Here is a 22,065-nt window from a genome sequence, read left to right on the forward strand (position 1 = left end):
CAGGGAGATCATCATTTCGAAGCTCGATTTGAACAACATCTACGACGTCTTGGAGAATCCTCGTATCAGGCTGGGTTTCATCAGGGATGGCGACACGCTGAGTGAGATTGCAAGCTTCCTTTCGGGGTATTTTCTTGCACTGCAGATCCATGGCATCGATGAGGGATTCGAGCTGGGGCAGGTCGGAGATTTTTCCGACTGGCTCAGTCGAACGTATGGGATCTCGCGCACAGGCGGTTGGATTTCAGCCGTCGATCAATTGACGAAGGAAGGTGAATCTTCGGTGGATTCATTTCTTCGGCTGCTGAAATCATTCCGCGAAGACTCGAAGGGCTCGTGATGAAATAGTTTCAGAGTGTGGAGGTTCGGGCTGTATTCCAGTCCGTGCTGGACGAGTCCGGGCGAGCACCCCAGCGCTCTGAAGCTATGTCGTGATTGTATTTCCACCTGCACGTCCAGGCTCCGCCCGATATTGACGGGTCGGAGTCTGGGCGTGTTCTGGAGCATCTTCTCGGCGTTCTGCACCGCCCGGGAACGGGTCCGAGACGCCGTGCCCCGGTGCGCGTTCGCTCACCCAACGTAGGGTCGCTCGCGAGGCTGGGCTTTACCCCGGACAACGGACACTTCTGAGAAGCGGATCTTCGGGTCCATGGGGGGGGGCTTCCGTCGAAGTCGTCGCCAGGTGCAGGGCGAGCAGACGACGTGCAAGCTCACCGACGCGGACTGGGCTACTCGGAAGCTTCCGTAGGCCCTGGTACTGACGCCGTCTTGCGGGTGGTGGCTCGCTCTCGCAGCTGACACCGTGCGCTACGGGCGAGGCTGGTGGATGCGGAGTGTGACGGTCCTCGAAAGCCGTGGACGGACTGCTGAGGTGTGGCAGTCCCTGCTTTGGGAGGGGGCAAGCCGGTGAGTGCGGCGGCGAGAGTACTCCGCGTCCGTAGCTCCGTGGGGCTCCAGAAGTTGGTGTGGCGATCGCCTCACCAATTCGGATCCACCAAGGTTGAGCAGCGTTCAGCAGGATTGAAATCGGCCTATTTATCCCGGGCTTTCGGAAAACCGTAGGTGAGACGGGTCACGTCGATAGGTTCGAGTCCCACCCGCCCCACTGCGAGCCGCAGGTGAAGAATCGTTCTCATCTGCGGCTTTGGCGTTTCCTGGGTGAATTCTCGCCATCGGGCGGGCTTTCAGGCGGCGTCGGACATGGCCTGGTCGCGCAGGGACTCGCAGATGCGGCGGATCAGGCGGGACACGTGCATCTGGGACATGCCGAGCTCTTCGCCGATGCCGCTCTGGTCCATCTCGCGGAAGAACCTCAGGTAGAGGATCCGCCGGTCGCGCTCGGGCAGTGCCCGCAGCAGGGGCCGGAGCGTCTCCCGGTCGACGATGCGGTCGAAGGCGGGATCCGAGCAGCCGAGGGTTTCCGCCAGTGGGTACGCGTCCTCGTGGTGGCCGTGCGCGGCCTCGATGGACAGGGTGGACCAGCTGTGGAGGGCCCCCTGGCCCCTGCGCACCTCTTGCTCGGTCAGGCCCGTCGCCGCGGCGATCTCGGCCGCCGTGGGGCCGCCGGTGCCGCGCGAGGGGCACAGCTCCCGGTCGGCCGCTCGCACCTGCAGGCGCAGTTCCTGGACGCGGCGCGGCACGTGCACCGCCCACAGGTTGTCGCGGAAGTGCCGCTTCACCTCGCCGACGATCGTCGGGATGGCGAAGGCCTCGAAAGCGGTGCCCACGTCCGGGTCGAAGCGGGACACCGCCTTGACCAGACCGACTTGGGCAACCTGGCGGAGGTCCTCCAGGGGCTCTCTGCCGTTGCTGAACCGCTGGGCCAGCCGCGCGGCCATCGGGATCCAGGCGCACACCACCTCCTGTCGCAGTGCGGCCCTTTGCGGGCCCTCCGGAAGGGAGGCGATGCGGCGGAACGCGGCCGCGGTGTCGGGGGAGTCGTCGTAGGGGCGGTTGCGCCGGGTGCGCTGCGTGCCGGTGTGTGTCATGGACGCATGTCTCCTTGGCTCGGCGGTCATCACGCGCCGCGGGGACCGACCGCACGGCAAGGGTGCGGCCCCGGCGGTGGGAACCGGGGCCGCACCCTTCGTTCGCGCGGTGGTGACGAGGGGCCGGCGGGGTGGCTCGTCGGGGAGGACGGGCCGTCCCCGCCGGCGGTCAGGGGCTGTTCGGAGCAAGGGCGCTCACATGCGCAGCAGCCGCAAGGTGATCTCCCGGTACTGGCGCAGGGCGAGCCGCAGGTCTTCCGTCTCCGCTTCGACGCCGGGGCCCCGATGGGTCGCGCCGATGACACGGCGGCGTTCCACGAGTGCGGCCGTGACGCGGGTGGTGGCTTCGGCGAAGGTGGTGTCGGCTTCCTCGACCGCTTCGCGCGGATTCTGGATGAAGGCCCCGAGGGCGTGCTGCAGGTGCAGGGTCAGCTTGTCCCGGTCGCTCTGCGCGAGCAGGGACACGGGTGCCTTGGCGTTCGCGGGCGGCACGGCGCCCGTGGTGGCCCCGGGCGGTTCCTCGCGCGGCGCGGTCCGTGGAGCGGTACGTGGAGCGGGGCCCCCGCGCGGGTCGAGCCGTCCCGGGAGCGGGCTCCGGTCCGGGGTCTGCCGTGCGCGTTCCTGGTCGTACGTCATCGCGTGCCACTTCCCTCGGCGTGGTGGCGCTGCGGACGGTGCCGGCCCGAGTCGGCCGGCTGCTGGGCGACCAGGGCGTCGAAGAGGTCCCGGGCCCCGATCATGGCCAGCCTCTTCTCCTCCGTGCCGCCCGGGCCGCGGACGGCCCCGTGCACCCCGCGATAGCCGTCGACGTGCTGCGCGTGGTGCACGGAGAGCGCGGCGAGCCGCTCTTCGAAGGGCCCGCCGTCCGGGAAGCCCCGGTCCGCCGTCAGCCGCGCCAACAACGCGTCGGCCTCGGCGACCGCCTCCTGCGGGGAGTCGACGAACCGCTTCTGGATCCCGGCCCATTGGGCTGCGTACTGCTCCCGGGAAGCAGGCGAGAGCGGCCGTTCCCGGACGGAACCGTGCTGCTTCAGACGCGCTCCGAGTTCTCGGTCCGCGGCCTTCGTGTCACCCTCGTGGCGGCTCACGAGGCGTTCGTACTCAGGGCCGAAGCGCCGTCTGAGACCGCGCCCGATCCGGCGGTGGCCGAGTGTGGCCAGGAGGACGGCCGCCACCGCGACGAGGGTCGCGACGACGAGGGCCGCGATGATGATCACGGCTCTGGTCACGGCCGTTCCCCGCTGTTCCCGGCTCGTAAGTCGTACTGCTGCATTCCCGTCGACTCTCCTCGGTTGATGGCGCGTCGGTGCCGGGCAGGAGGAGAAGAATCCGGAAGGGCATGGCCGGGACCTGCACAGCGGTCACAGGGGTGGTGCCTGCGTTCCGCGGGGTCCGGGCGAAGCGGAGGGTGGAGGGCCGCTCCCGGAGCTTTCCGGGGCGGTGCGGCCCAACGCCGTCCTCGTCAGTCAACGCCGGGCGGTGCCCCCTGTCAACAGGGCCTTCGGCGGGGGACGGGGCGGCGAAGGGACGGGGGCTGTCGCCGAACCCCCGGTGGGGCTAACCTGCTTGACGAGGCCCCGGTCCCCGGCAGCGATGACCTGTTCCGCTGTGGAAGGGACCGCTCGTGCCCGTCGTGCTCCTCGTCCTCCTGATCGCCCTGATCCTCTTCGGCTATCTCGACCACCTGCTGTGGGTGGCCGCCGCCGTGCTGCTCTTCGCCCTCGTGCACCGCGGACGCACCAGGGGTGGCTGGGGCCGCTCCGGTGGCCACCGTGACCACGACGGCCACCGTGACCACGACGGCTACCGTGACCACGACGGCTACCGTGACCACGACGGCTACCGCGACTACGGCGACTATCGCGACGACCGGGACCGGCAGCACCGCTGGGACCGCCGTTACGCCCGGCAGCACCGCGGCCGCCGGAGCCGCGAGGACCGCGAGGACCGCCGGGACCGCCGGGAACCGCGCTGACGGTCAGGGGATCAGGCCGTCGAGGGGTTCGGTTCCGTCGATGAAGGCGCCGGCCAGGTCGGACAGCCGGCGGTTGTGCGCGCGGGCGTAGCTCCGCAGCGCGGTGAAGGCCTCCTCCATGCCGATGCCCTGGCGTTCGGCGAGCTTGCCCTTGGCCTGCTCGATCAGCACCCGGCTGTTCAGGGCCGTCTGCAGTTGCTCGTTGAGCATCGTGCTCTGCCGGGAGGAGCGCTGCTGCAGGAGGCTGATGGTGGCGACGTCGGCCAGGGCCTGGGCGACGCGCGTGGCGGCCGGGTCGAAGGGCCCGGGCCAGGTGCGGAACAGGTTCAGCGCTCCGACGACCTCGTCCCGCAGGCGCATCGGCAGGGTCTGGACCGCCGAGTACCCGCTGCGGAGGGCCTGTTCGGTGAAGCGCGGCCAGCGGGCCGCTTCGGTGGCCAGGTCCGGGACGCTGACGGGGACGCCCGTGTGGAAGCACTCCAGGCACGGGCCCTCGTCGTTCTGGAGCTGGAGCAGTTCGAGCACCCGCACGTGCTCGTCGGAGGCGGCCATCACGCGGAGTTCCCCGTTCAGGTCCGCGAGGAGCACGCCGGCCGCGTTCACACCGAGCATGCCGACGCAGCTGTCGGTCAGCATGCGGAGGAAGTCGATCAGGTCGAAGTCCGCGACCAAGTTGTCCGCCAGTTCGACGAAGGCCTTGGCAAGGAGCTGCTCATTCATCGTGCACACCTTCTGTTGTCAGGCATCGTCGGATGCGCTCTGATCCTCGTCCGGGTCCGGCGTGAACCGCAGTCGGCGGGCCACCACGTCGGCGGCCACCTCGGCGAGCCGCCGCCCGTGGGTGTAGGCGTAGGCCCGCAGGCGGACGAACGCCTCCTCGATCCCCACGCCGAGCTGGACGGTGAGCATCCCGGTGGCCTGGTCGACCTCGGCCCGGTAGCCGCCGAGGTCCCCGAGGGACCCACCCCTCGGGTCGATCCGCGTGCCGAGGAGCACGAGCGTGGCGGTGTCGGCGAACACCATGGCATCGGCCAGTTCCCCGGGGGCCAGCTCGAGCGGCACGTCGGAGTAGAGGTCCAGGACTCCGGGACTGATCGCACCGATCCGCAGCGGGAACGCGAACAGCGCCGCCGCGCCGGCGGCGGCGGCCTCCGGGGCGAAGGCGGGCCATCGGCGCCGTTCCCCGTCGGCCCGCAGATCGGGCGCCAGGACGGCGGACCCGAGGGCGAAGGCGTCCACACCGGGGCCTTCGCCCAAAGTGAGCTGGAGGTCTTCGATCCGCTCGCTCACCGGGCCGGTGGCGCACAGCGGATGCCCGGCCGCCGTCCGGGACATGGCCGACACCCCGGCTCCGCCGATCGGGAGCGCGGCCACGTCGGCCGTGCACACGTCCACCACCGCGACCCGTGCGCCGCGCCGGGCCGCCTGCTCGGCCACCAGCACCCGGATCCTGGCCGATCGGCCACCCGTCACCGTTTCGGCCGCCGAAGGCCGTCGAGGTGCTGCGACGTGCTGGTCGTGGTCGTGGTCGCCGCCGGACGGCCGAGGGGCAGGACCAGGGCCCGGATCATCGTCCTACCGGGCGGCCTGTGGACCTCTCCGATCTCGCGCCATCCCCAGGACTGGAAGGCCTTCAGGGCCCTGATGTCGGACTCGGGCACCAGGGTGGCGCCGAGCGAGGCCCGATGGTCGTCGAGCAGCCGCTCCTGCAGCCGCCGGCCGACGGTGAGGGCCCGTTCGTGCGGGGCGACCACGACTTCGCTGATGGCGAAGGCGTGGCCGGAGGCGGTGAGCTGTTCGACATCCCGGGGAAGGGCCCCGAGGAACCCGCGCCACCATGAGCCGTCGCGCCGCAGGGGGAAGCCGAAGACGCATCCGGACAAGGCGGGCCGCTCCGCGACCAGCATGGCGAATCCGGGCCGCCGGACGTCGCCCGTGAGCCGGTGCAGGAAGGCCTCCCTGCTGCTGTGGGCCGTACCGGCCACCGGGCGCGAGGACAGTACGTACAGGTCCGCCACGTCCTTCTTCAGCCCTTCGGCCTGCCACCGGTTCAGCCGCCGCAGGCGGAGCTCGGCCAAGGCGTCCGGACCGGACAGCGCCGTGCGGCGGCCCCGTTGCGGGCGCCCCGGCGGCGCGGTGTCCGTCACAGCGCGACTCCGAGCGCGGGAGCGGGCCGGTCGCCGAGCAGGAAACCGGTACGGGTGATGTCGATCATCCGGACCAGTACGGGCGGCGGGTGGTGCAGGTGCAGGGTTCCCCCGGCCGCCGTGATGCGCCACCACGCCGAAAGCAGGACGTTGAGGCACCTGCAGTCGCAGAAGGTGACGGCGGACAGGTCGACGTCGACGGTACGGACGCCGTCGTGCAGGCATTGGGACAGGGAGGTGCGCAGCGAGTCGACGGTCGACAGGTCGATCTCTCCGGTGGGCGAGATCAGCACGCGGCTGCTCTCGTCGTACCGGTGGGCGTTCGGATCGGGGACACGCATGATGGGGTGCCTCGGTTCGGGACCAGTCGGGCAGCGCCGTTCGGCGCCGAACTCCCCGGCCCCTCCAGGCACTTCCCGGTGTGGGTGTGCGTGCGCGGCGGGTGACGGCCGGTCCGGCGGCCTGAGTCCCAGGATGCGGACGAGCCGTGCCCTCGGATGCGCCGGGGCGGGCGGACCTGGGGGTCCGGGCCGGACGCGGAAATCTGTGGCAGGCAACGCGCCGTCAGGGTCTGGAACGGGGACGTTCTGTTCGCAGCATAGCCCGGTGCCAGGTCCGGCGGAGGGGCGCAAGCAGGCCTTTCCTGGCCGGTTGCCGACCGGCGCGGGCCCGCGCCACCGCCCGCCCCCCTGCGAGCCGCAGGTGCAGAAACGATCGCACCTGCGGCTTGGCGTTTCCGCGGGACGGCGGCGAGGTGTCGTGCCGGGCGCCGCGACCCGGTGGACCTTCCCGGTCACAGAAACTAGAAGGCCTCCGTTTCGTCCGCCAGGTGGCGCAGGACGTCCATCAGGTCCCCGCGCCGGGCGAAGGCCGCCCGCTGGCGGTGGGCGCCCGAGCCGTCGCGCAGCAGTGCGGCCATCGTCTTGGCCGCGTGGTCGAGGTCGCCGGAGGCGGCCAGTTCGGGGGCCACCAGGTCGAGCAGGGCCTCCGCCAGGTCCGCCGCCGGGAGTTCGGCGCCGGTGTACGGGTCCAGGCCGAACCCCTCCAGCCCGTCGTGGGCCGCCCGCCAGCGCGCGAGGCGCAGTACGTCGTCCCGTACGGGCGGGTCGGGACGCTGCTCGGAGATCTCGCGCAGCGCCGTCGCCACCAGGGCGCGGGCCAGCTCGGCCTGCAGGACGGCCGTGTCGATGTCCGGGGACATGTCGGGAGCCCGGAATTCGAGCGTCGGCCAGTTCCCCGAGGGGCGCAGGTCCCAATAGACCATCTTGGTGTCCAGGGCCGCGCCGGACCCGAGCAGGGTCTGCACCGAGCGCCGGAAGTGCGCCGTCGAGGTGAAGTGCGGGGGCGGGCCGGCCGAGGGCCAGCCCGACCAGGCCATCGCCCGCCAGCTCGCGTGCCCGGTGTCGCGGCCGCCCCAGAAGGGGGAGTTGGCCGCCAGCGCGATCAGCGTGGGCAGCCAGGGCCTGACCCGGTTGGACACCGCGACGGCCGTGTCCACGTCGAGGGTGCCGATGTGGATGTGCCGGCCGCAGCTGACGAGGGTGTCGGTGAGCGCGCCGAACCGCCGGTGCTGCTCGCGCTGGCGGGGCTCGTCGTCGGTCAGATGGAGCGGGCCCTCCACGGCGATCACCGGGGACGGCGCGGCCAGCAGCCGGCAGCCGTGGGCGCGGGCCGCCCGGGCGAGGGTGCGCCGCAGCCCGGCGAGGTCTCTGCGCAGGGTGACGGCCGAGTCGGCGACGGGGGTGGCGATCTCCACCTGGTAGCGGGTGCCCTCCGCGTGCAGTTCGTGGGGGAGTCCGGCGGCGGTGGAGAGGACGAGCGGGGCGGCCGGGACCACCCGCAGCGTGCGGGCGTCGACGAGGAGGAACTCCTCCTCGACCCCCACGGTGAGGGGGAAGAGCCCATCGATCGCGCTCGGAGTTCCGGTGCGCGTGGTACCGGTGCGCGCGGTGCCGGTGCTCGTGGTGCTGGTGCCAGGTTCGATCACTACGCCTCCCTGGACATACGAGTCTTTTCATCATGAGCTGAACTCCCGGCGAGGAGCGCACGTCTATTCGGTCAAATGTCCGGTGGTGGTGGCGGGTTACCGGTAAAAGGCACCCGCCCCTGGGGCGCCGGATCGCGGTGGGGCGACTGTTGCGGGTGCGTGAACAGGTGCGTGAGGGGGGTCCGGCCCCACGGGGCCCCGGCGGCCGCCTGGTTACCATCGCTCGTGACTCGTACAACCGTTCCCCAGTCGCCCATCCGCCCCCGGCGCCGCATATTCGCCGACCTCACCCCGCTGAAGACCTCCCCGGACTACCGCCGGCTGTGGTTCGGCGGGACCATTTCCTGGCTGGGCCAGGCGATGACCGCACTCGCGATCTCGCTCCAGGTGTACGAGATCACCGGATCCAGCTTCTCCGTCGGACTGGTCGGGCTCTTCTCGCTCGTCCCGCTCGTCGCCTTCGGGCTCTACGGCGGCGCCGTCGCCGACACCGTCGACCGCCGCAAGCTCGGCCTCTACAGCTCGCTCTGCCTGACCGCCCTGTCGATCGGGCTGGCCGGCGCCGCGCTGCTCGACTACCACCGGGTCTGGCTGCTGTACGCCGTGGTCGCGCTGCAGTCCGTGTGCGGGGCGCTGAACGGTCCGGCCCGCTCCGCGATGATCCCGCGGCTGCTCCCCGCGGAGCAACTGCCCGCCGCCAACGCCCTGAACTCCGTGACCATGACCTTCGGCATGACGGCCGGGCCGATGCTGGGCGGGTTCATCGTCGGCTGGTGGGGCTACCAGGCCGCCTACCTGATCGACGCCGTCACCTTCGGCGCCGCCCTCTACGCGACCTGGCGGCTGCCGGCGATGCGGCCCGACCGGGCGGAGGGCCGCACGGGCCGGGCCTCCGTCCTCGACGGCCTGCGCTTCCTCGGGACCCGGCCCAACATCCGGATGACCTTCTTCTCCGACCTGGCCGCGATGGTGCTGGCCCAGCCGAAGGCGCTGTTCCCGGCCGTCGCCGTGCTCTGGTTCGGCGGCGACGCCAAGACGGTCGGACTGCTGGTGGCCGCCCCCGCCGTGGGCGCGCTGCTGGGCGGGCTGTTCTCCGGCTGGCAGGGGCGGATCCGCCGGCACGGGGTCGCGATCCTGATCGCCGTCGCCGCGTGGGGGCTGGCCATCGCCGTGTTCGGACTGACCCGCAACCTCTGGCTCGGGCTGTTCTTCCTGGCCCTGGCCGGCTGCGCCGACACCATCTCGATGGTGTTCCGCACCACGATGCTCCAGGCGGCCACCCCCGACGACATGCGGGGCCGGCTCCAGGGCGTCTTCATCGTGGTCGTCGCGGGCGGGCCCCGGCTCGGGGACTTCATCGCCGGCACCGTCGCCGACCTCTCCTCCCCGACCGTCGCGATCACGGGCGGCGGGCTCGGCTGCGTGCTCGTGCTCGGGCTGCTGGCCCTGCGGTGGCGGGGGTTCGCCCGCTACGACGCGCTGGACCCGAAGGCCTGAGCGGGGCGGGTGCGCGGGCGCATTCGGCCGGATGCGAAAGGGGCCCCGCAGGCCCTCGCGGACACCGGGGGGCCGAAGCGGGACCGCTCCTGCTCGCCGTACCTCTCCGTCGCGGGCTACTCGGACTCCCTCGACAAGGCCACCCTCGACGGGAAGCCGGTCGGCGGGCTCTCCGGGCTCTCCGTGACGGCAAGGACGCGCTGGGGCGGACGCTGCGGCGGAATCCAGACCTGGGAACGGCGCGGCGGCGGCGGGGAGTTCGTCCCGGGCCGGCGGTACGCCTACCCGGTGGCCGCCGGGCACGGGCTGGTGGAGCTCGCGCCGACGCGCGACGGCCGGCTGATCGTGCTGGAGCGCGGCTTCACCCAGCAGTTCGAGATCACGGCACGGCTGTACGCCGCCGACCCCCTGGGCGCGACGGACGCCTCGAAGGTGGCCGCGCCGGCGGAGGGGCCGGGCCTGCGCACCGCGCGCAAGACGCCGATCGGGGACTTCGACGCCTGGCGCAGCGGACCACCCGGCTGTACCGGGTGGACGTGAAGCTCCCGGCGCGGGCCTGGGGCCGCTGAGCGGGCCGTCAGTCCTTGGCGGGGGAGACGATCCCGCGGGCGACGCCCAGGGCGACCAGGTCCTGGGGGCGGACGCGCAGTTGGTCCGCCGTCGCCGGGGCCGACTCCGGGGGCCGCTTGAGGATGGCCGCCGCCAGCTCCGGGGCGATCACCGAGAAGTAGCTGTCCGGGGTGACCCAGGTGTTGCCCGGCGCGGCCAGGGCCAGGGCGCCGCCCGAGCCGCCCTCGCCGATCAGGAGGGTGGTCAAGGGCACCGCGGCCGAGGCGAGCGCCGCGAAGGCGTCGGCGATGGCGGCGCCCGCCCCCGCGTGCTCGGCGGCGGCGTCGTTGGCCGCGCCCGGGGTGTCCACCAGGGTGAGCACGGGGATGCCGAGCCGGTCCGCGAGCCGGACGACGCGGGCCGCGGTGCGGTAGCCCGCCGGGCGGGTGGCGGTGCCGCACTGGGCGGCGTAGGCCACGGCCCGGCCCTCCCGGAGCCCGAAACCGCACAGCATCCCGGGGTCCACGCCGCCCGCGCGGTCCCCGGACAGCGGCAGCCGGAGCTCGAAGTACGCGTCCAGGTACCGCCCCGCGCGCGGCCGGCCGGGATCCCGGGCCAGGCGGACGGCGTCCCACCCGGTGGCCGGGGGCGCCACGTCGGCCAGCGCGGCGGGCGGCTCGACGGGCCCGGCGGAGCGGGGCGCGGCCAGCACGCGGAGCCAGGCGGCGAGGGTCGCGGGCAGCTCCGCCGCGGGGACGACCGCGTCGACGTGCCCGGCGGCGTACTGGCCCTCGGCGCTGTAGGCCGCCGGATCGGCGTCCGCCGGCCGGACCCGGGACCCGGCGAAGCCGACCTGCGCCCCGGGCAGCGCGAGGATCACGTCGGCCCCCGCGCCGAGGGTGGCCCAGCCGCCGCCGGTGGTGGGATCGCGAAGGACGGCGATCTGCGCCAGCCCGGCCGCGCGGGTGAGGGCGCACTGGCGGGCCACGCGCTGCAGCTGGGTCAGCGCGAGCATGCCCTCCTGCATGCGGGAGCCGCCGGTGGCGATGAGCGAGACGAGGGGGAGCCGGTGGGCGCGGGCGTGGGCGTGGGCGGCTTCGAGCCGGTCGCCCGTCCGCCCGCCCAGCGACCCGCCGAGGAAGCCGAATTCGAAGGCGATCACGACGGCGGGACGTCCGCCGAGGAGGGCCGTACCGACGACGACGGACTCGTCCTCGCCGGTCCGCCGCGCCGCGCGCGTGCGGGAGTCGTCGTAGCCGGCCCAGCCGAGGGGGCCGTCGGGGGCCGACTCCCCGAGGGGCGCGGGCAGTTCCTCGAAGCTGCCGGAGTCGGTCACGGAGGCGACGGCCGCGCGGGCCGAGAGGCGGTTCGTCACGCCGCAAGCCTAGGGCCTCGCGCTGGTGCTGTGACCGGAAAGGTCCACCGGGTCGCGGCGCCCGGCACGGCACCTCGCCGCGTTGTCGGACCACACCGGTACGTCCAGTACGGCGGCGGCCGGTTCAGAGCGGGGACTCCCACGTCAGGGTCGTGCCCCGGGTGCCCGCCTCCGTGCGGCCGTCGTCGGAGACGGTGAGGCGGACGCGGGCGGGGACGGCGTCGACCTCGACCTCGATGGAGGTGACCTCCGAGCGGCGGTGCGCGGCGGCCAGCGCGCCGCGCAGCGCGGCGAGGAGGTCGGCCGCCACCGGCTCCGACAACAGCGCGTCCACCGTGCCCGCGAAGTGGACCGACGGCTGGAAGCCCAGCAGGACCGCCGCCCCGCCGGTCTCCCGCAGGACCCGGCCGCGGAAGGTCGTCGGCGCGTCCGTGGGCGGCTGCTGGAGGGCGAAGATGGCCGTGCGGACCTCCTGGATCGTGGAGTCCAGCTCGTCGACCGCCCGGCTCAGTTCCTCGCCGACCGTGTCGCCGGCGGGCGCGTTGGCGGAGCGGCGCCGGGTGCTCTCCAGCATCATCTCGGTCGCGAACAGCCGCTGCACCACCAGGTCGTGCAGGTCCCGGGCGATGCGGTCGCGGTCCTCGTAGACGGCCAACTGCTCGCGGTCGTGCTGGGCGTCCGCCAGTACGAGGGCCAGCGCGGCCTGGGAGGCGAACTGCGAGGCCAGCAGCCGGTCGACCGCGTCGTAGGGGGGGCCGCCGCGGACCCGGGGCAGGGCGAGGGTGCCGATCAGCTGGCCGCCGCTCTGCAGCGGCAGCATCATGCTGGGGCCGAAGCGCTCGCGCACGTGCGTGGTCATCCGGGGGTCGGTCGCCGAGTCGTCGATGAAGACCGGCTCGCCGCCGAGGAGTTGTTCCAGGACCGCCGAGCCCGGCGCGATGGCCGTGCCCACCAGGTCCCCGGGGTCCCCCTGGGTGGAGGCGGCCACGATCTCCATGCCGCCTTCCGCGGTGGGCTGCAGGACGACCCCGGCGGCCGCGTCCGCCAGCAGCCGCGCCCGTTCGGCCACGCACATCAGCGCGTCGGCCGCGGGCCGGCCCGCGAGCAGGGTGGTGGTCACGGCGGCGGCGCCCTCGATCCAGCGCTCCCGGCGGCGCACCGTCTCGTACAGCCGGGCGTTGCCGATCGCTATGCCCGCCTGCGAGGCCAGTACGCGGACCAGCGCGAGGTCCGCGTCCGTGAAGGGGCCGCCGCCCGCCTTCTCGGTGAGGTAGAGGTTGCCGAAGACCTCGGTGTGGACCCGGATGGGGACGCCGAGGAAGCTGCGCATCGACGGGTGCCCGGGCGGGAAGCCGGCCGCTCGGGGATCTTGGGTGAGGTCCTCCAGCACGAGCGGGCGCGGGTCGGCGATCAGGGTGCCGAGCAAGCCGCAGCGGCCGTCCGGCAGGTGGGGGATCGCCGCCCTCTCGGCTTCGGTCAGGCCGGTCGTGAACAGCTCGGTCAGCCGGGCGCGCTCGGGGTCGATGACCCCGAGCGCCGCGTACCGGGCCGTGCACAGTTCGGCCGCCGAATCCACGATGTGCTGGAGGGTGCTGCGCAGCTCGAGTTCGGAGCCGACGCTGAGGACCGCCTCCAGCAGGACGGGCAGGCTCGAGGGCTGCGCGTCCTCGCCGTCGTGGGGGGACACGGCGGGACGCGTCATTCGGCCAGCGGGTTCAGAACCATGGGGGCGATCTTTCCTTCGAGCATCATGCCGAGGCCCAGGATCGCGCAGATGTCCGGCCGTTCCGCGATGGCGACGGGCATTCCGGTCGCGTCGCGGAGCATCTGATCCAGGCCCGGCAGCAGGGCGCTGCCGCCCACCATCATGATCCCCCGGTCCGTCAGGTCCGCGACCAGGTCCGGCGGGCAGTCGCGCAGCACCTTGCCGATGCCGTCGAGGACGGCGGTCAGCGGGGTGTGGATGGCGTCCCGGACGGCCGCGGTGTCCACGTGGACGGAGCGGGCCAGGCCGGTGGCCACGTCGCGGCCGTGGATGAGGGTGGAGGCCGGGCCCTCGGCGGTGATGCCGTTGCCGTGCAGGGCCAGCTGGAGGGGGCGGACGGCCTGGCTGGGCAGCATCAGCTCGTGCGCGTGGCGCAGGTGCTGGACCACCGCGTGGTCGATGGCCTCGCCGCCGACGGGGATCCGCTCGGCGGTGACGATCGAACCGAGGGACAGGACGGCGACCTGGGTGGCGGCGGCCCCGCACACCATGATCATCGTCGCGGTCGGCTGCTCCACGGGCAGTCCGCAGCCGACGGCGGCCGCGATCAGGGTGTCGACGAGTTCGACGCGGCGGGCGCCGAGTCCGACGAGGGTTTCGACGGCGGCCCGCTGGGCGAGCGGGTCGGCGTCGTGGGGGGTGCAGGCGGCGGCCCGCAGCCGGGGCTTGCGGCGCAGGGCGCGCCGCAGCTTCTCGCCGAGGAGGTGGCGCAGCATGCGCTGGGCCATCTCGATGTCCACGACGGTGCCGCCGGAGACGGGGCGGACGACCCGGATGTAGTCGGGCGTGCGGCCGGTCATCCGCTCGGCGAAGGTGCCGACGGCGATGAGTGCGCCGGTCCGCGTGTTCACCGCGGCGACGCTGGGTTCGTCCACGACCAGACCGGCGCCCTTGACGTACACGCGGGTCCGGGCCGCTCCGAGGTCGACGGCGACGTGGCAGCGGCGCAACTGCTCAAGACTGACGGTCACGGCAGATCCTCCCGAGAGCACTGACGCAAGAAGACCGGCGGGCGCCGGTCACACTTCACATCTTCTCGGGTGAATTACCCGTATTGCCCGATTTGATGCTCCGGGTGGGGGGTGTCTTCGGATAAAGGAGGGGCGCAAGAGGCGCCAGAGGGTGCTGCACGGGGGTGGATTTCTGTCCCGACAGGCGCGAGCATGCCCGCACCGAACGTGCTACTGGCCCGTAACAAGGTAAAGGGGAACCGATGCTGACGGCCCGCCAGAGACTGCTCGCGCTCCTGACGCTCTGCCTGGCGCTGCTCGCGGCGCCCGCGCTCCCGGCCCAGGCCTCCGGCGGGGCCCCGGCCCGGCCCGCGACCGCCCGCACCCCGGTGGTCTTCGTGCACGGCTACAACGCCGACCCCGGGGTCTGGGGTTCCCTGCGCGAGGACCTGCGCGCCGACGGGTACGCCGACTCCGAGCTCTTCTCCTTCGGATACGACACCCACCAGTCCGTCAACGAGGTCCTCGCCGGCCGGCTCGCCGCCTACGTCGACCAGGTCCGCCGGGACACCGGCGCCGCCCGCGTGGACATCGTCAGCCACTCCTTCGGCTCGCTCGTCAGCCGCTGGTACGTGAAGTTCGGCGGCGGCGCCGCGGGCGTCGGCCACTGGGTCTCCCTGGCCGGCCCCAACCGGGGCACCTCCACCGCCTGGGCCTGCGCCCTGTGGGACCAGGCCTGCCGCGACATGACCCCCGGTTCGTACGTCGTGAAGAACCTGAACTCCGGCGACGAGACGCCCGGCGCCGTGAAGTACGCGACCTTCTGGTCGAACTGCGACGAGGTCGTCAACCCCGACGACAGCGTTCCGCTCACCGGCGCGACGAACACCCCGGTCGGCTGCCTCAAGCACAACGACCTGCTCGGCGACGACCCCACCTCGGCGGGAGTGCGGGCCTTCCTGCGCTCCTAGGGGGTGCGGGCCGTCGCTTCCGGATTCTCCGTCACGGAGACCTCCTGGAGCAGGCCGTACGTGAACTCCGCCACGCAGGAGCGTCCCGACGCGGTGAACGCGAGCCGCCACCGCGTCGGCGCGCTCCCCTCCATCGGCCGCACGGGTGCGAAGGCCCGCGCCACCTCGTCCACCGTCGCCGACCAGGGCAGCAGGTCCCGCGCCGACTCCAGTACGGGGCTCCGCGCGCCCGGGGCCCGCACCAGCCACTCGTTCCAGACGGCCCCGTCCGGCGCGGCGAGCACCTCGAAGCGCAGGTCGGGCCAGAGCGGCACCGGCCACAGCAGGGCCTCGCAGGTGAGGTCGCCGATCGTCCGGGGCTCGGCGGCCTCCGGCGGGCCGAGCACCGAGCGGTAGCGGGCCAGGGCGCCCCGGGAGCGCGGCGACCGGACCATGGCCTGCCAGCGCTTGTTCGCCTCCCGCTGCTCCGCGAGCGAGGCGCCGAGCCGACGGCGGGCCTCCTCGGCCAGGCCCGGCTGGAAGTCCGCCATCCGGCGCAGCAGCACCAGTTGGAAGCCGGCCGGGCCGAAAGCCTTCCGGGCGGGGGGCGGTGTGCCTGCTGTCCCTGTCACGGACTCCACGATTCCACACAGGATCCTTACGATCCCGCGATCCGGATGTTGCAGGTGAGCGCGTAGCCTGCGGGCGCCATGGACTACTGCATCGCCTGCCGCAGGCACCTCAACGGCGCGCTCGCGTGCGCCGGATGTGGGACCCCGGCCGAGTACCTGATACCGGCCGCTCCCCCACGACCGGCCGCCGCCTCCCCCGGGAGCGACCCGGCCGCGCTCGCCGACGTGTACGCCGACTCGCTCGTCGTGCTGTCCGGCGCCGGGGCCGGACAGCAGGGCCGGGCCGGCAGCCGCCGGCGCGCCACGCACCGGCGGCGCCGCCGGACCGCGCTCACCGCCGGGATCGGGCTGCTGCTCGCCGGCGGGGCCACGCTCGGGCTGGCCCGGATGGCGACCGACGGGCAGCGCACCGACCGGGCGGCGACCGTGGTGCTGACCGACGACGCCGGTCCCGAGCAGCCGGCTCCGCTCCCGGGCCTGACGGGGACTCCGGCCGCCCCGTCGGCGGTGCCTTCGGGCAAGGCCACCGGAGCCGGCTCCGCGAAGGCCACCGCCGGTGCCACGAAGACGGCCGGGCCGGGGGCCACCGCCGGGGGAAGTCAGGGCCCGGCGCCGTCGGCCTCCGCGTCGGGCAAGGCGGGGCCGGGCACTCCCGGACCGGGGGGAACCGTGGATCCCACGGCATCGGGGCAGCCCGTACCGAGCACCTCCGGCACGGCGCAGCCGCCCGGTACGCCCCCGCATCCGCAGCCCACGCCGAAGCCGAGCAAGACGTGCAAGTTCTGGATCTTCGACTGCAACTGAGCCGCGGGCTCAGCCCAGCATCCGCCTGAGCAGATCGCGCAGGACCGCCCGCTCCGCCGCGGAGAGCCCGGCCAGCGGCTCGCGCGCGAAGTCCAGCGACTCCCGCAGCCGGTCGGCGGTCTGCAGCCCCTCCTCGGTGGGCGCGGCCAGTTTGACGCGCCGGTCGGCCGGGTCGGGGCGCCGCTCGACGAGGCCCCGGGTCTCCAGCCGGTCCACGATGCCGGTGACGTTCGACGGCTCGCACTTCAGCTTCTGCGCGATCTTGCGCATCGCCATCGGCTCCAGCGAGAGCAGGTTCAGCACGCGTGCCTGCGCCCCGGTCAGCTGGTGGCTGGCGGCCGCGTGCTCGTACTCCTCGTGGTAGCGGGACACGACGTCGCCGATGAGCTCGACGACCTCAACGGTCAGGGGGTCAACACGACGACTGGGCATGAAACCAGCGTACCCATTTACTTGACAACATGAAATATCCAGGCGCATGGTTGTTTCACGTCGTGAAGCATTTCCTCCCCCCATTCAGGAGCGCCCCATGTCCCAGATCCCTGCCGTCAGCCGCGAGTGGCACCTCGTCCGCCGCCCGCAGGGCTGGCCCGTCGCCGAGGACTTCGCCCTGCGCGAGGTGCCCGTCGCCGCCCCGGCCCCCGGCCGGATCCTGGTGCGCAACCTCCACATGTCCGTGGACCCCTACATGCGCGGCCGGATGAACGACGTGAAGTCCTACATCCCGCCCTTCCAGCTCGACAAGCCCATGGACGGCGGCGCGGTCGGCGAGGTCGTGGCCTCCGCGGACGAGCGCTTCGCGGTCGGCGACCACGTACTGCACGGCCTCGGCTGGCGCGAATACGCGGACGTGGACGCCAAGCACGCCACCGCGGTCGACGCCTCCCTCGCCCCGCTCTCCGCCTACCTCGGCGTCCTCGGCATGCCCGGCCTGACGGCCTACGCGGGCCTCTTCGAGGTGGCCTCCTTCAAGGCGGGCGACTCCGTCTTCGTCTCCGGCGCCGCCGGAGCGGTCGGCAGCCTCGTCGGCCAGTTCGCGAAGATCAAGGGCGCCTCCCGGGTGATCGGCTCCGCCGGCTCCGACGAGAAGGTGACGCTCCTCACGGAGAAGTACGGTTTCGACGCCGCCTTCAACTACAAGAACGGCCCCGTCGCCGGGCAGCTGCGCGAGGCCGCGCCCGAAGGCATCGACGTCTACTTCGACAACGTCGGCGGCGACCACCTCGAAGCCGCCATCTCCTCCCTGAACGTGCACGGCCGCGCCACCCTGTGCGGGGCCATCGCCCAGTACAACGACACGGAACCCGCGCCCGGTCCGCGCAACCTCGCGCTGGTCATCGGCAAGCGCCTGCGCCTCCAGGGCGTCCTCGTCGGCGACCACGCCGGGATGCAGCAGCAGTTCGTCCAGGACGTGGCCGGCTGGCTGCGCTCGGGGCAGCTCGTCGCCGACGAAACGGTCTTCGAGGGCGTGGAGAACGCGACCGGCGCGTTCCTCGGAATGCTGCGCGGCGAGAACACCGGAAAGATGATCGTTTCCTTCACCCGTTAGGCTCACTCCACACCGTCACGACGCGTGGGCGCGAGTCGGGGCGATTCACCAGGAGGATTTCCTTACATGTCCATCCAGTACTCCGATGTCGCTTACACCGCCGTGGCCACCGCCGAGAACGGCCGTGACGGCCGCGTCGCCACCAACGACGGCAAGCTCGACGTCGTCGTGAACCCGCCGAAGGAGCTCGGCGGCAGCGGCGAGGGCACCAACCCCGAGCAGCTGTTCGCCGCCGGCTACAGCGCCTGCTTCCAGGGTGCGCTCGGCGTCGTCGCCCGCAACGAGAACGCCGACATCTCCGGCTCCACGGTCACCGCCGAGGTCGGCATCGGCAAGAACGACGACGGCTTCGGCATCATCGTCAAGATCTCGGCCACCATCCCGAACGTGGACGCCGCCATCGCCAAGGACCTCATCGAGAAGGCCCACCAGGTCTGCCCGTACTCCAAGGCGACCCGCGGCAACATCACGGTCGAGCTCGCGGTCTGATCTCCGCAGCGGCATGACCGTACGAAGGCCGCACCCCGGCACCGGGGTGCGGCCTTCGGCCTGCGCGGGCCCGGCCGGACGGGCCCGTGACGACACGACCTAGACTGGCCCCATGCGTGATCTTGCGGGGGGATTCGGGTATCTGCTGGCCGGACAGCGGTGGGTGCTGAAGCACGGACGCTGGCTGGGCTTCGGCCTGCTGCCCGGGCTCGTCTCCCTGGTCCTGTACGCCGGGGCGCTCATCGGCCTCGGCTACGGCGCCGACGACCTGACCGCCTGGGCGACTCCCTTCGCCGACGGCTGGTCCTCGCCGTGGCTCGGGTTCTTCCGCGGCTTCCTGACCGCCGTGCTCTTCGGCCTCGGCCTCTTCCTCGCCGTGATCACCTTCACCGCCGTGACGCTGCTCGTGGGCCAGCCCTTCTACGAGTCCCTCTCGGAGCAGGTGGACCGGAGCGAGGGCGGCGAGGTCCCCGAGTCGGGGCTCACCCTCTGGCAGGAACTGTGGATCTCCGCCCGGGACAGCCTCAAGATCCTCGGCCGGGTGCTGCTCTACGGGATCCTGCTCTTCGCCCTCGGCTTCGTGCCCGTGCTCGGGCAGACCGTGGTGCCGGCCCTCGGCTTCTGCGTCACCGGCTTCTTCCTGACCCAGGAGCTCGTCTCCGTCGCCCTGATGCGCCGTCGGATCGAGCTCCCCGGGCAGCTGGCGCTGCTGCGCTCGCGCCGGGCGCTGGTGCTCGGCTTCGGCGTACCGCTGGTGCTCGCCTTCCTGGTGCCGTTCGTCGCCGTGTTCCTGATGCCGGGCGCGGTGGCCGGGGCCACGCTGATGGCCAGGGACCTGCTGGACGTGGACGGGGAAACGGACCCGCGGGCGCGGGAGGGGCAGGACAGGCAGCACGGGCAGGACGGCCCGGGCGAAGCCGGTGCCGGGATGGCGGGGGAGACCCCGGCCGGCAGTTTCGGCCCGCCGCCCGTGTACTAAGCGGCCCGGCGCTTCAGCAGCTTGATCACCCCCGTGGTGTCCTCGCCCCCGTGGGCCGCCGGATCGGCCGTCAGCCGCTCCCGCATCAGGTCCAGGTACGGACTGATCAGCTCGGGGCTGACGCCCTGCTCCGCTGCGGTCCGCAGATAGGTGGCGCTCGCCGCGACCTGCATGGCCAGGTTCGACTCGACGCCCGTGGTGAAGTCCCCCGAGACCAGCCGCTCGGCGGCGGCGCCCGCGAAGAAGCCCATCGCCCCCAGCCACTCGGTCAGCAGCGGAGCCAGGTCCTTCGGGGAGATCCCCTCGCCCTCGATCAGCGCGTAGGCGTGCGAGATCCCGGCGAACAGCCCGGTCATCGCGCTCAGCAGGGCCACGTCGTGCAGGGCCGCGTGACCGGGGTCGGAACCCACGAAGCGGGGGCCGGCCGGGACCTCCAGCGTGCCGCGGTGTGCCTCGAAGAGGGCGGGGGAGCCGCTGTAGAAGACGTACCCGCCGGCTTCGGGGACGCCGATCATGGACGGCGTGGCCATGATCCCGCCGTCGAGGAACCGGGCCCCGCGCTCCTGGGCCCACGCCGCCCGGGCGCGGCCGTCGGCGGGCGTGCCGGTGGTCAGGTCGACCAGGTCCTTGCCGGTCAGGTCCAGGCCCTCCAGGGCCGAACCGACGCTGGCGTCGTCCAGCAGGCAGAGTACGACGAGGCCGTTCGCGGCCACCGCCTCGGCGGCGCTCGCGGCCACGACGGCGCCTTCGGCGGCGAGGGCCTCGGCCTTGGCGGGGGTGCGGTTCCAGACGGTGAGCGGGTGCCCGGCGGCGAGCCAGGTGCGGGCGAGGGCGGTGCCCATCGAGCCGAGTCCGATGAGGGTGAGCGGGGTCTTCGTGCTGGTGTCGGTCATGCCGTTCAGCCTGGTGGCGGGCCGTGGGATGCTCAAGTACGCACTTCGGAGTGGGTGGTTACCCCGAGGTGAGCGAACAGGTGGGGAGGGGTGCGTGATGGCGCAGACACAGCGGCCGGGCGCGGATCACTGCGGGATCGCCGCGGCGATGTCCGTGATCGACGGCAAGTGGAAGGTGTCGGTCTTGTGGGAGCTGGAGCAGCGCCCGCGCCGCTTCGGCGAACTGCGCCGACTGGTGCCGGGGGTCTCGGAGAAGGTCCTCGCGGCCCAGCTGCGCGAGCTGGAGACGGACGGCGTCGTCCACCGCGAGGTCTACGAGGAGGTGCCGCCGCGCGTCGAGTACTCCCTGACCCCGCTGGGCCTGGAGCTGAACGAGGCCCTGGCGTCCCTCGGCGCGTGGGGCGCCAAGCACCTGCTCCCCGACGCGCCGGGCATCACGGCCTGAGGCCCGGCCCGAGGCCCTGGGCCCCGTCGGCCGGGCGGCGGAACAGCGCCGTCCACAGGAAGGCCTCGCCGAAGGAGCCGGACGAGGGCGGCTCGTCGTTCATCCGGCGCAGCTCGACCTCGGTGAGGTCGCCGAAGACCCACCGCAACGACTCCGCGGTGTAGGCGAGGCCGCCCTCGAGGCGGGCCCGGCCGTAGAACTCGGCGTCGGGCAGTTCGGAGCCCATCGCGCCGGAGGCGAAGCAGGTGAGGGCGAAGCTGCCGCCGGGCGCCAGGAGCCGGTCCAGCAGGGCCAGGTAGCTGACGCGGCGGTGCGGCGGCAGGTGGTGGAAGCAGCCGGAGTCGTAGATCACGTCGTACGGGCCCACGAGCCCGGCGCCGGCCGCGCCGAAGGCGTCGCCCTGGTGGAAGCGGATCCGATCCGCCGGCGCCCCGGCCGCGCGGACCCGCTCCGCGGCCCACGCCAGGGCCGTCGGGGAGAGGTCCACGGCGTCCACCTCGAAGCCGAGCGAGGCCAGGTGCAGGGCGTTGCGGCCGGGGCCGCAGCCCAGGTCGAGGGCGCGGCCGCCCGGGGCGATCAGGCCGCGGGCGAGGCAGGAGACGAGGTTCTCGTCGGGCTTCGCCGCGAAGAAGGGAACCGGACGTTCCCGGTCCGTGTAGAAGTCGTCCCACCAGGAGGATCCGCCGGTCGTCCAGCGGTCGGCCTCCGGTGCGAAGAGGCCGTCCATGAGGGCGAGCACATCGTCGACAGTGCGTATGTTCCGGTCCATCCGAACCCCTTTCCCGTGTCCCCGATCTTACCGTCGGGAACAGTGAAATCCCAGGTCAAGTGGGGTGTGCGGGATGCCTGGAGATCGCTTTGAGGGCCGTACGGGGTCGTGTCGCGGGCTGCTCGGACCCGGCTTGCGCACACCGGGCGCGGGGCGCCCGCAGGCCCCGCCGGTGGCCGTCACGGGGCTGTTCGAGGCCGCGCCGGAGCGGGTTTCGCGAGGAGTTCCGGGGCCGTTGCCACCGTGGGAGTCGGGGCCCCTGGGGCTCCGCTATCCTCCTGCGCCACCCGATAGTATGTGCGGCGGCAAGAGTCAAAGCTGT

The 22,065-nt window shown here is 72.8% G+C and carries 25 protein-coding genes; 10 read left to right on the forward strand and 15 right to left on the reverse strand.

All coding sequences use genetic code 11. The features are described 5' to 3' along the window. Window positions 1–28 precede the first annotated feature (28 nt). Window positions 29–340 carry a hypothetical protein gene (locus DRB89_RS42610; RefSeq protein WP_162688422.1) on the forward strand — a complete coding sequence of 104 codons (312 nt, stop codon included), beginning with the start codon at window positions 29–31 and terminating at the stop codon, window positions 338–340. An 844-nt stretch (window positions 341–1,184) separates the two neighbouring features. Here DRB89_RS42610 and DRB89_RS00320 read toward each other — a convergent pair. The 3 genes from DRB89_RS00320 to DRB89_RS00330 all read right to left on the reverse strand — a co-directional run bounded on the left by DRB89_RS00320 (window position 1,185) and on the right by DRB89_RS00330 (window position 3,217). Continuing rightward, complete coding sequence (locus tag DRB89_RS00320; protein WP_112446305.1) at window positions 1,185–1,988, reverse strand: SigB/SigF/SigG family RNA polymerase sigma factor; 804 nt, start codon at window positions 1,986–1,988, stop codon at window positions 1,185–1,187. A gap of 195 nt (window positions 1,989–2,183) precedes the next feature. Continuing rightward, entirely contained in the window at window positions 2,184–2,624 is a 441-nt protein-coding gene (locus tag DRB89_RS00325; RefSeq protein WP_112446304.1) for a hypothetical protein, read from the reverse strand. Continuing rightward, window positions 2,621–3,217 carry a hypothetical protein gene (locus DRB89_RS00330; RefSeq protein WP_112446303.1) on the reverse strand — a complete coding sequence of 199 codons (597 nt, stop codon included), beginning with the start codon at window positions 3,215–3,217 and terminating at the stop codon, window positions 2,621–2,623. The genes DRB89_RS00325 and DRB89_RS00330 overlap by 4 nt, the downstream gene beginning before the upstream one ends. A gap of 395 nt (window positions 3,218–3,612) precedes the next feature. Between DRB89_RS00330 and DRB89_RS00335 the strand changes: the two genes are divergently transcribed. Continuing rightward, window positions 3,613–3,963, forward strand: a complete 351-nt coding sequence (locus DRB89_RS00335; RefSeq protein ID WP_112446302.1) for a hypothetical protein — start codon at window positions 3,613–3,615, stop codon at window positions 3,961–3,963. Window positions 3,964–3,966: 3 nt separating this feature from the next. Here DRB89_RS00335 and DRB89_RS00340 read toward each other — a convergent pair whose 3' ends face one another. The 5 genes from DRB89_RS00340 to DRB89_RS00360 form a co-directional block, all read right to left on the reverse strand. Next, window positions 3,967–4,683 carry a GAF and ANTAR domain-containing protein gene (locus DRB89_RS00340; RefSeq protein ID WP_112446301.1) on the reverse strand — a complete coding sequence of 239 codons (717 nt, stop codon included), beginning with the start codon at window positions 4,681–4,683 and terminating at the stop codon, window positions 3,967–3,969. 18 nt (window positions 4,684–4,701) lie between these two features. After that, entirely contained in the window at window positions 4,702–5,400 is a 699-nt protein-coding gene (locus tag DRB89_RS00345; RefSeq protein ID WP_239515951.1) for an ANTAR domain-containing protein, read from the reverse strand. Between the two features lie 32 nt (window positions 5,401–5,432). Beyond that, window positions 5,433–6,110 carry a hypothetical protein gene (locus DRB89_RS43575; RefSeq protein WP_204357602.1) on the reverse strand — a complete coding sequence of 226 codons (678 nt, stop codon included), beginning with the start codon at window positions 6,108–6,110 and terminating at the stop codon, window positions 5,433–5,435. After that, on the reverse strand, window positions 6,107–6,451 hold the full coding sequence (locus DRB89_RS00355; protein ID WP_112446299.1) for an STAS domain-containing protein: 345 nt from the start codon (window positions 6,449–6,451) through the stop codon (window positions 6,107–6,109). The genes DRB89_RS43575 and DRB89_RS00355 overlap by 4 nt, the downstream gene beginning before the upstream one ends. A 461-nt stretch (window positions 6,452–6,912) precedes the next feature. Further along, a complete protein-coding gene (locus tag DRB89_RS00360) occupies window positions 6,913–8,097 on the reverse strand; it encodes a glutamate--cysteine ligase (protein ID WP_112446298.1) in 1,185 nt (394 codons plus the stop codon). A gap of 225 nt (window positions 8,098–8,322) precedes the next feature. Here DRB89_RS00360 and DRB89_RS00365 point away from each other — a divergent pair, with 225 nt between their 5' ends. After that, window positions 8,323–9,594: an MFS transporter gene (locus tag DRB89_RS00365; RefSeq protein WP_239515952.1), complete on the forward strand. Its 1,272-nt coding sequence runs from the start codon at window positions 8,323–8,325 to the stop codon at window positions 9,592–9,594. A 9-nt stretch (window positions 9,595–9,603) separates the two neighbouring features. Further along, on the forward strand, window positions 9,604–10,134 hold the full coding sequence (locus DRB89_RS00370) for an esterase-like activity of phytase family protein (protein WP_112446296.1): 531 nt from the start codon (window positions 9,604–9,606) through the stop codon (window positions 10,132–10,134). A 37-nt stretch (window positions 10,135–10,171) separates the two neighbouring features. On the opposite strand, the gene DRB89_RS00375 is transcribed toward DRB89_RS00370, so the two are convergent. From DRB89_RS00375 to DRB89_RS00385, 3 genes are all read right to left on the reverse strand, one after another. Further along, complete coding sequence (locus tag DRB89_RS00375) at window positions 10,172–11,518, reverse strand: carboxyl transferase domain-containing protein (protein ID WP_112446295.1); 1,347 nt, start codon at window positions 11,516–11,518, stop codon at window positions 10,172–10,174. A gap of 124 nt (window positions 11,519–11,642) precedes the next feature. Then, on the reverse strand, window positions 11,643–13,220 hold the full coding sequence (locus tag DRB89_RS00380; protein WP_112446294.1) for a GAF domain-containing protein: 1,578 nt from the start codon (window positions 13,218–13,220) through the stop codon (window positions 11,643–11,645). Further along, window positions 13,217–14,254 carry a rod shape-determining protein gene (locus DRB89_RS00385; RefSeq protein WP_112446293.1) on the reverse strand — a complete coding sequence of 346 codons (1,038 nt, stop codon included), beginning with the start codon at window positions 14,252–14,254 and terminating at the stop codon, window positions 13,217–13,219. The genes DRB89_RS00380 and DRB89_RS00385 overlap by 4 nt, the downstream gene beginning before the upstream one ends. Before the next feature lie 242 nt (window positions 14,255–14,496). Here DRB89_RS00385 and DRB89_RS00390 point away from each other — a divergent pair, with 242 nt between their 5' ends. Then, complete coding sequence (locus DRB89_RS00390; RefSeq protein ID WP_112446292.1) at window positions 14,497–15,204, forward strand: triacylglycerol lipase; 708 nt, start codon at window positions 14,497–14,499, stop codon at window positions 15,202–15,204. Here the strand turns inward: DRB89_RS00390 and DRB89_RS00395 are convergent. After that, window positions 15,201–15,734, reverse strand: a complete 534-nt coding sequence (locus DRB89_RS00395) for a hypothetical protein (protein WP_112453120.1) — start codon at window positions 15,732–15,734, stop codon at window positions 15,201–15,203. The two genes, DRB89_RS00390 and DRB89_RS00395, sit on opposite strands and share 4 nt — an antisense overlap. Before the next feature lie 159 nt (window positions 15,735–15,893). Between DRB89_RS00395 and DRB89_RS00400 the strand changes: the two genes are divergently transcribed. Beyond that, window positions 15,894–16,619 carry a hypothetical protein gene (locus DRB89_RS00400; protein ID WP_112446291.1) on the forward strand — a complete coding sequence of 242 codons (726 nt, stop codon included), beginning with the start codon at window positions 15,894–15,896 and terminating at the stop codon, window positions 16,617–16,619. 9 nt (window positions 16,620–16,628) lie between these two features. Here DRB89_RS00400 and DRB89_RS00405 read toward each other — a convergent pair whose 3' ends face one another. Continuing rightward, window positions 16,629–17,051, reverse strand: a complete 423-nt coding sequence (locus tag DRB89_RS00405) for a MarR family transcriptional regulator (RefSeq protein WP_112446290.1) — start codon at window positions 17,049–17,051, stop codon at window positions 16,629–16,631. Between the two features lie 97 nt (window positions 17,052–17,148). Between DRB89_RS00405 and DRB89_RS00410 the strand changes: the two genes are divergently transcribed. The 3 genes from DRB89_RS00410 (at window position 17,149) to DRB89_RS00420 (ending at window position 19,636) form a co-directional block, all read left to right on the forward strand. Then, a complete protein-coding gene (locus DRB89_RS00410; RefSeq protein WP_112446289.1) occupies window positions 17,149–18,168 on the forward strand; it encodes an NADP-dependent oxidoreductase in 1,020 nt (339 codons plus the stop codon). A gap of 66 nt (window positions 18,169–18,234) precedes the next feature. Then, window positions 18,235–18,657 (forward strand): organic hydroperoxide resistance protein, encoded by a 423-nt coding sequence (locus tag DRB89_RS00415; protein WP_112446288.1) that lies wholly within the window; start codon window positions 18,235–18,237, stop codon window positions 18,655–18,657. A 112-nt stretch (window positions 18,658–18,769) separates the two neighbouring features. Then, window positions 18,770–19,636, forward strand: coding sequence for an EI24 domain-containing protein (locus tag DRB89_RS00420; RefSeq protein WP_112446287.1), 867 nt, complete (start codon window positions 18,770–18,772; stop codon window positions 19,634–19,636). Here the strand turns inward: DRB89_RS00420 and DRB89_RS00425 are convergent. Continuing rightward, a complete protein-coding gene (locus DRB89_RS00425; protein WP_112446286.1) occupies window positions 19,633–20,529 on the reverse strand; it encodes an NAD(P)-binding domain-containing protein in 897 nt (298 codons plus the stop codon). The two genes, DRB89_RS00420 and DRB89_RS00425, sit on opposite strands and share 4 nt — an antisense overlap. A gap of 97 nt (window positions 20,530–20,626) precedes the next feature. Here DRB89_RS00425 and DRB89_RS00430 point away from each other — a divergent pair, with 97 nt between their 5' ends. Further along, entirely contained in the window at window positions 20,627–20,974 is a 348-nt protein-coding gene (locus DRB89_RS00430) for a helix-turn-helix domain-containing protein (RefSeq protein ID WP_112446285.1), read from the forward strand. Here the strand turns inward: DRB89_RS00430 and DRB89_RS00435 are convergent. Continuing rightward, entirely contained in the window at window positions 20,964–21,743 is a 780-nt protein-coding gene (locus DRB89_RS00435; protein WP_112446284.1) for a class I SAM-dependent methyltransferase, read from the reverse strand. The two genes, DRB89_RS00430 and DRB89_RS00435, sit on opposite strands and share 11 nt — an antisense overlap. Window positions 21,744–22,065: the final 322 nt, after the last annotated feature.

The sequence above is a fragment of the Streptomyces sp. ICC4 genome (assembly GCF_003287915.1).
In the GTDB taxonomy this organism is placed as follows: Bacteria; Actinomycetota; Actinomycetes; order Streptomycetales; family Streptomycetaceae; genus Streptomyces; species Streptomyces tritrimontium.

What these genes read in the sequence shown, in the direction of transcription:
- DRB89_RS00320 (WP_112446305.1), bottom strand. Translation starts at nt 1,988, where the DNA reads ATGACACACACCGGCACGCAGCGCACCCGGCGCAACCGCCCCTACGAC.
- DRB89_RS00325 (WP_112446304.1), bottom strand. Translation starts at nt 2,624, where the DNA reads ATGACGTACGACCAGGAACGCGCACGGCAGACCCCGGACCGGAGCCCG.
- DRB89_RS00340 (WP_112446301.1), bottom strand. Translation starts at nt 4,683, where the DNA reads ATGAATGAGCAGCTCCTTGCCAAGGCCTTCGTCGAACTGGCGGACAAC.
- DRB89_RS00355 (WP_112446299.1), bottom strand. Translation starts at nt 6,451, where the DNA reads ATGCGTGTCCCCGATCCGAACGCCCACCGGTACGACGAGAGCAGCCGC.
- DRB89_RS00380 (WP_112446294.1), bottom strand. Translation starts at nt 13,220, where the DNA reads ATGACGCGTCCCGCCGTGTCCCCCCACGACGGCGAGGACGCGCAGCCC.
- DRB89_RS00390 (WP_112446292.1), top strand. Translation starts at nt 14,497, where the DNA reads ATGCTGACGGCCCGCCAGAGACTGCTCGCGCTCCTGACGCTCTGCCTG.
- DRB89_RS00395 (WP_112453120.1), bottom strand. Translation starts at nt 15,734, where the DNA reads ATGGCGGACTTCCAGCCGGGCCTGGCCGAGGAGGCCCGCCGTCGGCTC.
- DRB89_RS00400 (WP_112446291.1), top strand. Translation starts at nt 15,894, where the DNA reads ATGGACTACTGCATCGCCTGCCGCAGGCACCTCAACGGCGCGCTCGCG.
- DRB89_RS00405 (WP_112446290.1), bottom strand. Translation starts at nt 17,051, where the DNA reads ATGCCCAGTCGTCGTGTTGACCCCCTGACCGTTGAGGTCGTCGAGCTC.
- DRB89_RS00410 (WP_112446289.1), top strand. Translation starts at nt 17,149, where the DNA reads ATGTCCCAGATCCCTGCCGTCAGCCGCGAGTGGCACCTCGTCCGCCGC.
- DRB89_RS00415 (WP_112446288.1), top strand. Translation starts at nt 18,235, where the DNA reads ATGTCCATCCAGTACTCCGATGTCGCTTACACCGCCGTGGCCACCGCC.
- DRB89_RS00420 (WP_112446287.1), top strand. Translation starts at nt 18,770, where the DNA reads ATGCGTGATCTTGCGGGGGGATTCGGGTATCTGCTGGCCGGACAGCGG.
- DRB89_RS00425 (WP_112446286.1), bottom strand. Translation starts at nt 20,529, where the DNA reads ATGACCGACACCAGCACGAAGACCCCGCTCACCCTCATCGGACTCGGC.
- DRB89_RS00430 (WP_112446285.1), top strand. Translation starts at nt 20,627, where the DNA reads ATGGCGCAGACACAGCGGCCGGGCGCGGATCACTGCGGGATCGCCGCG.
- DRB89_RS00435 (WP_112446284.1), bottom strand. Translation starts at nt 21,743, where the DNA reads ATGGACCGGAACATACGCACTGTCGACGATGTGCTCGCCCTCATGGAC.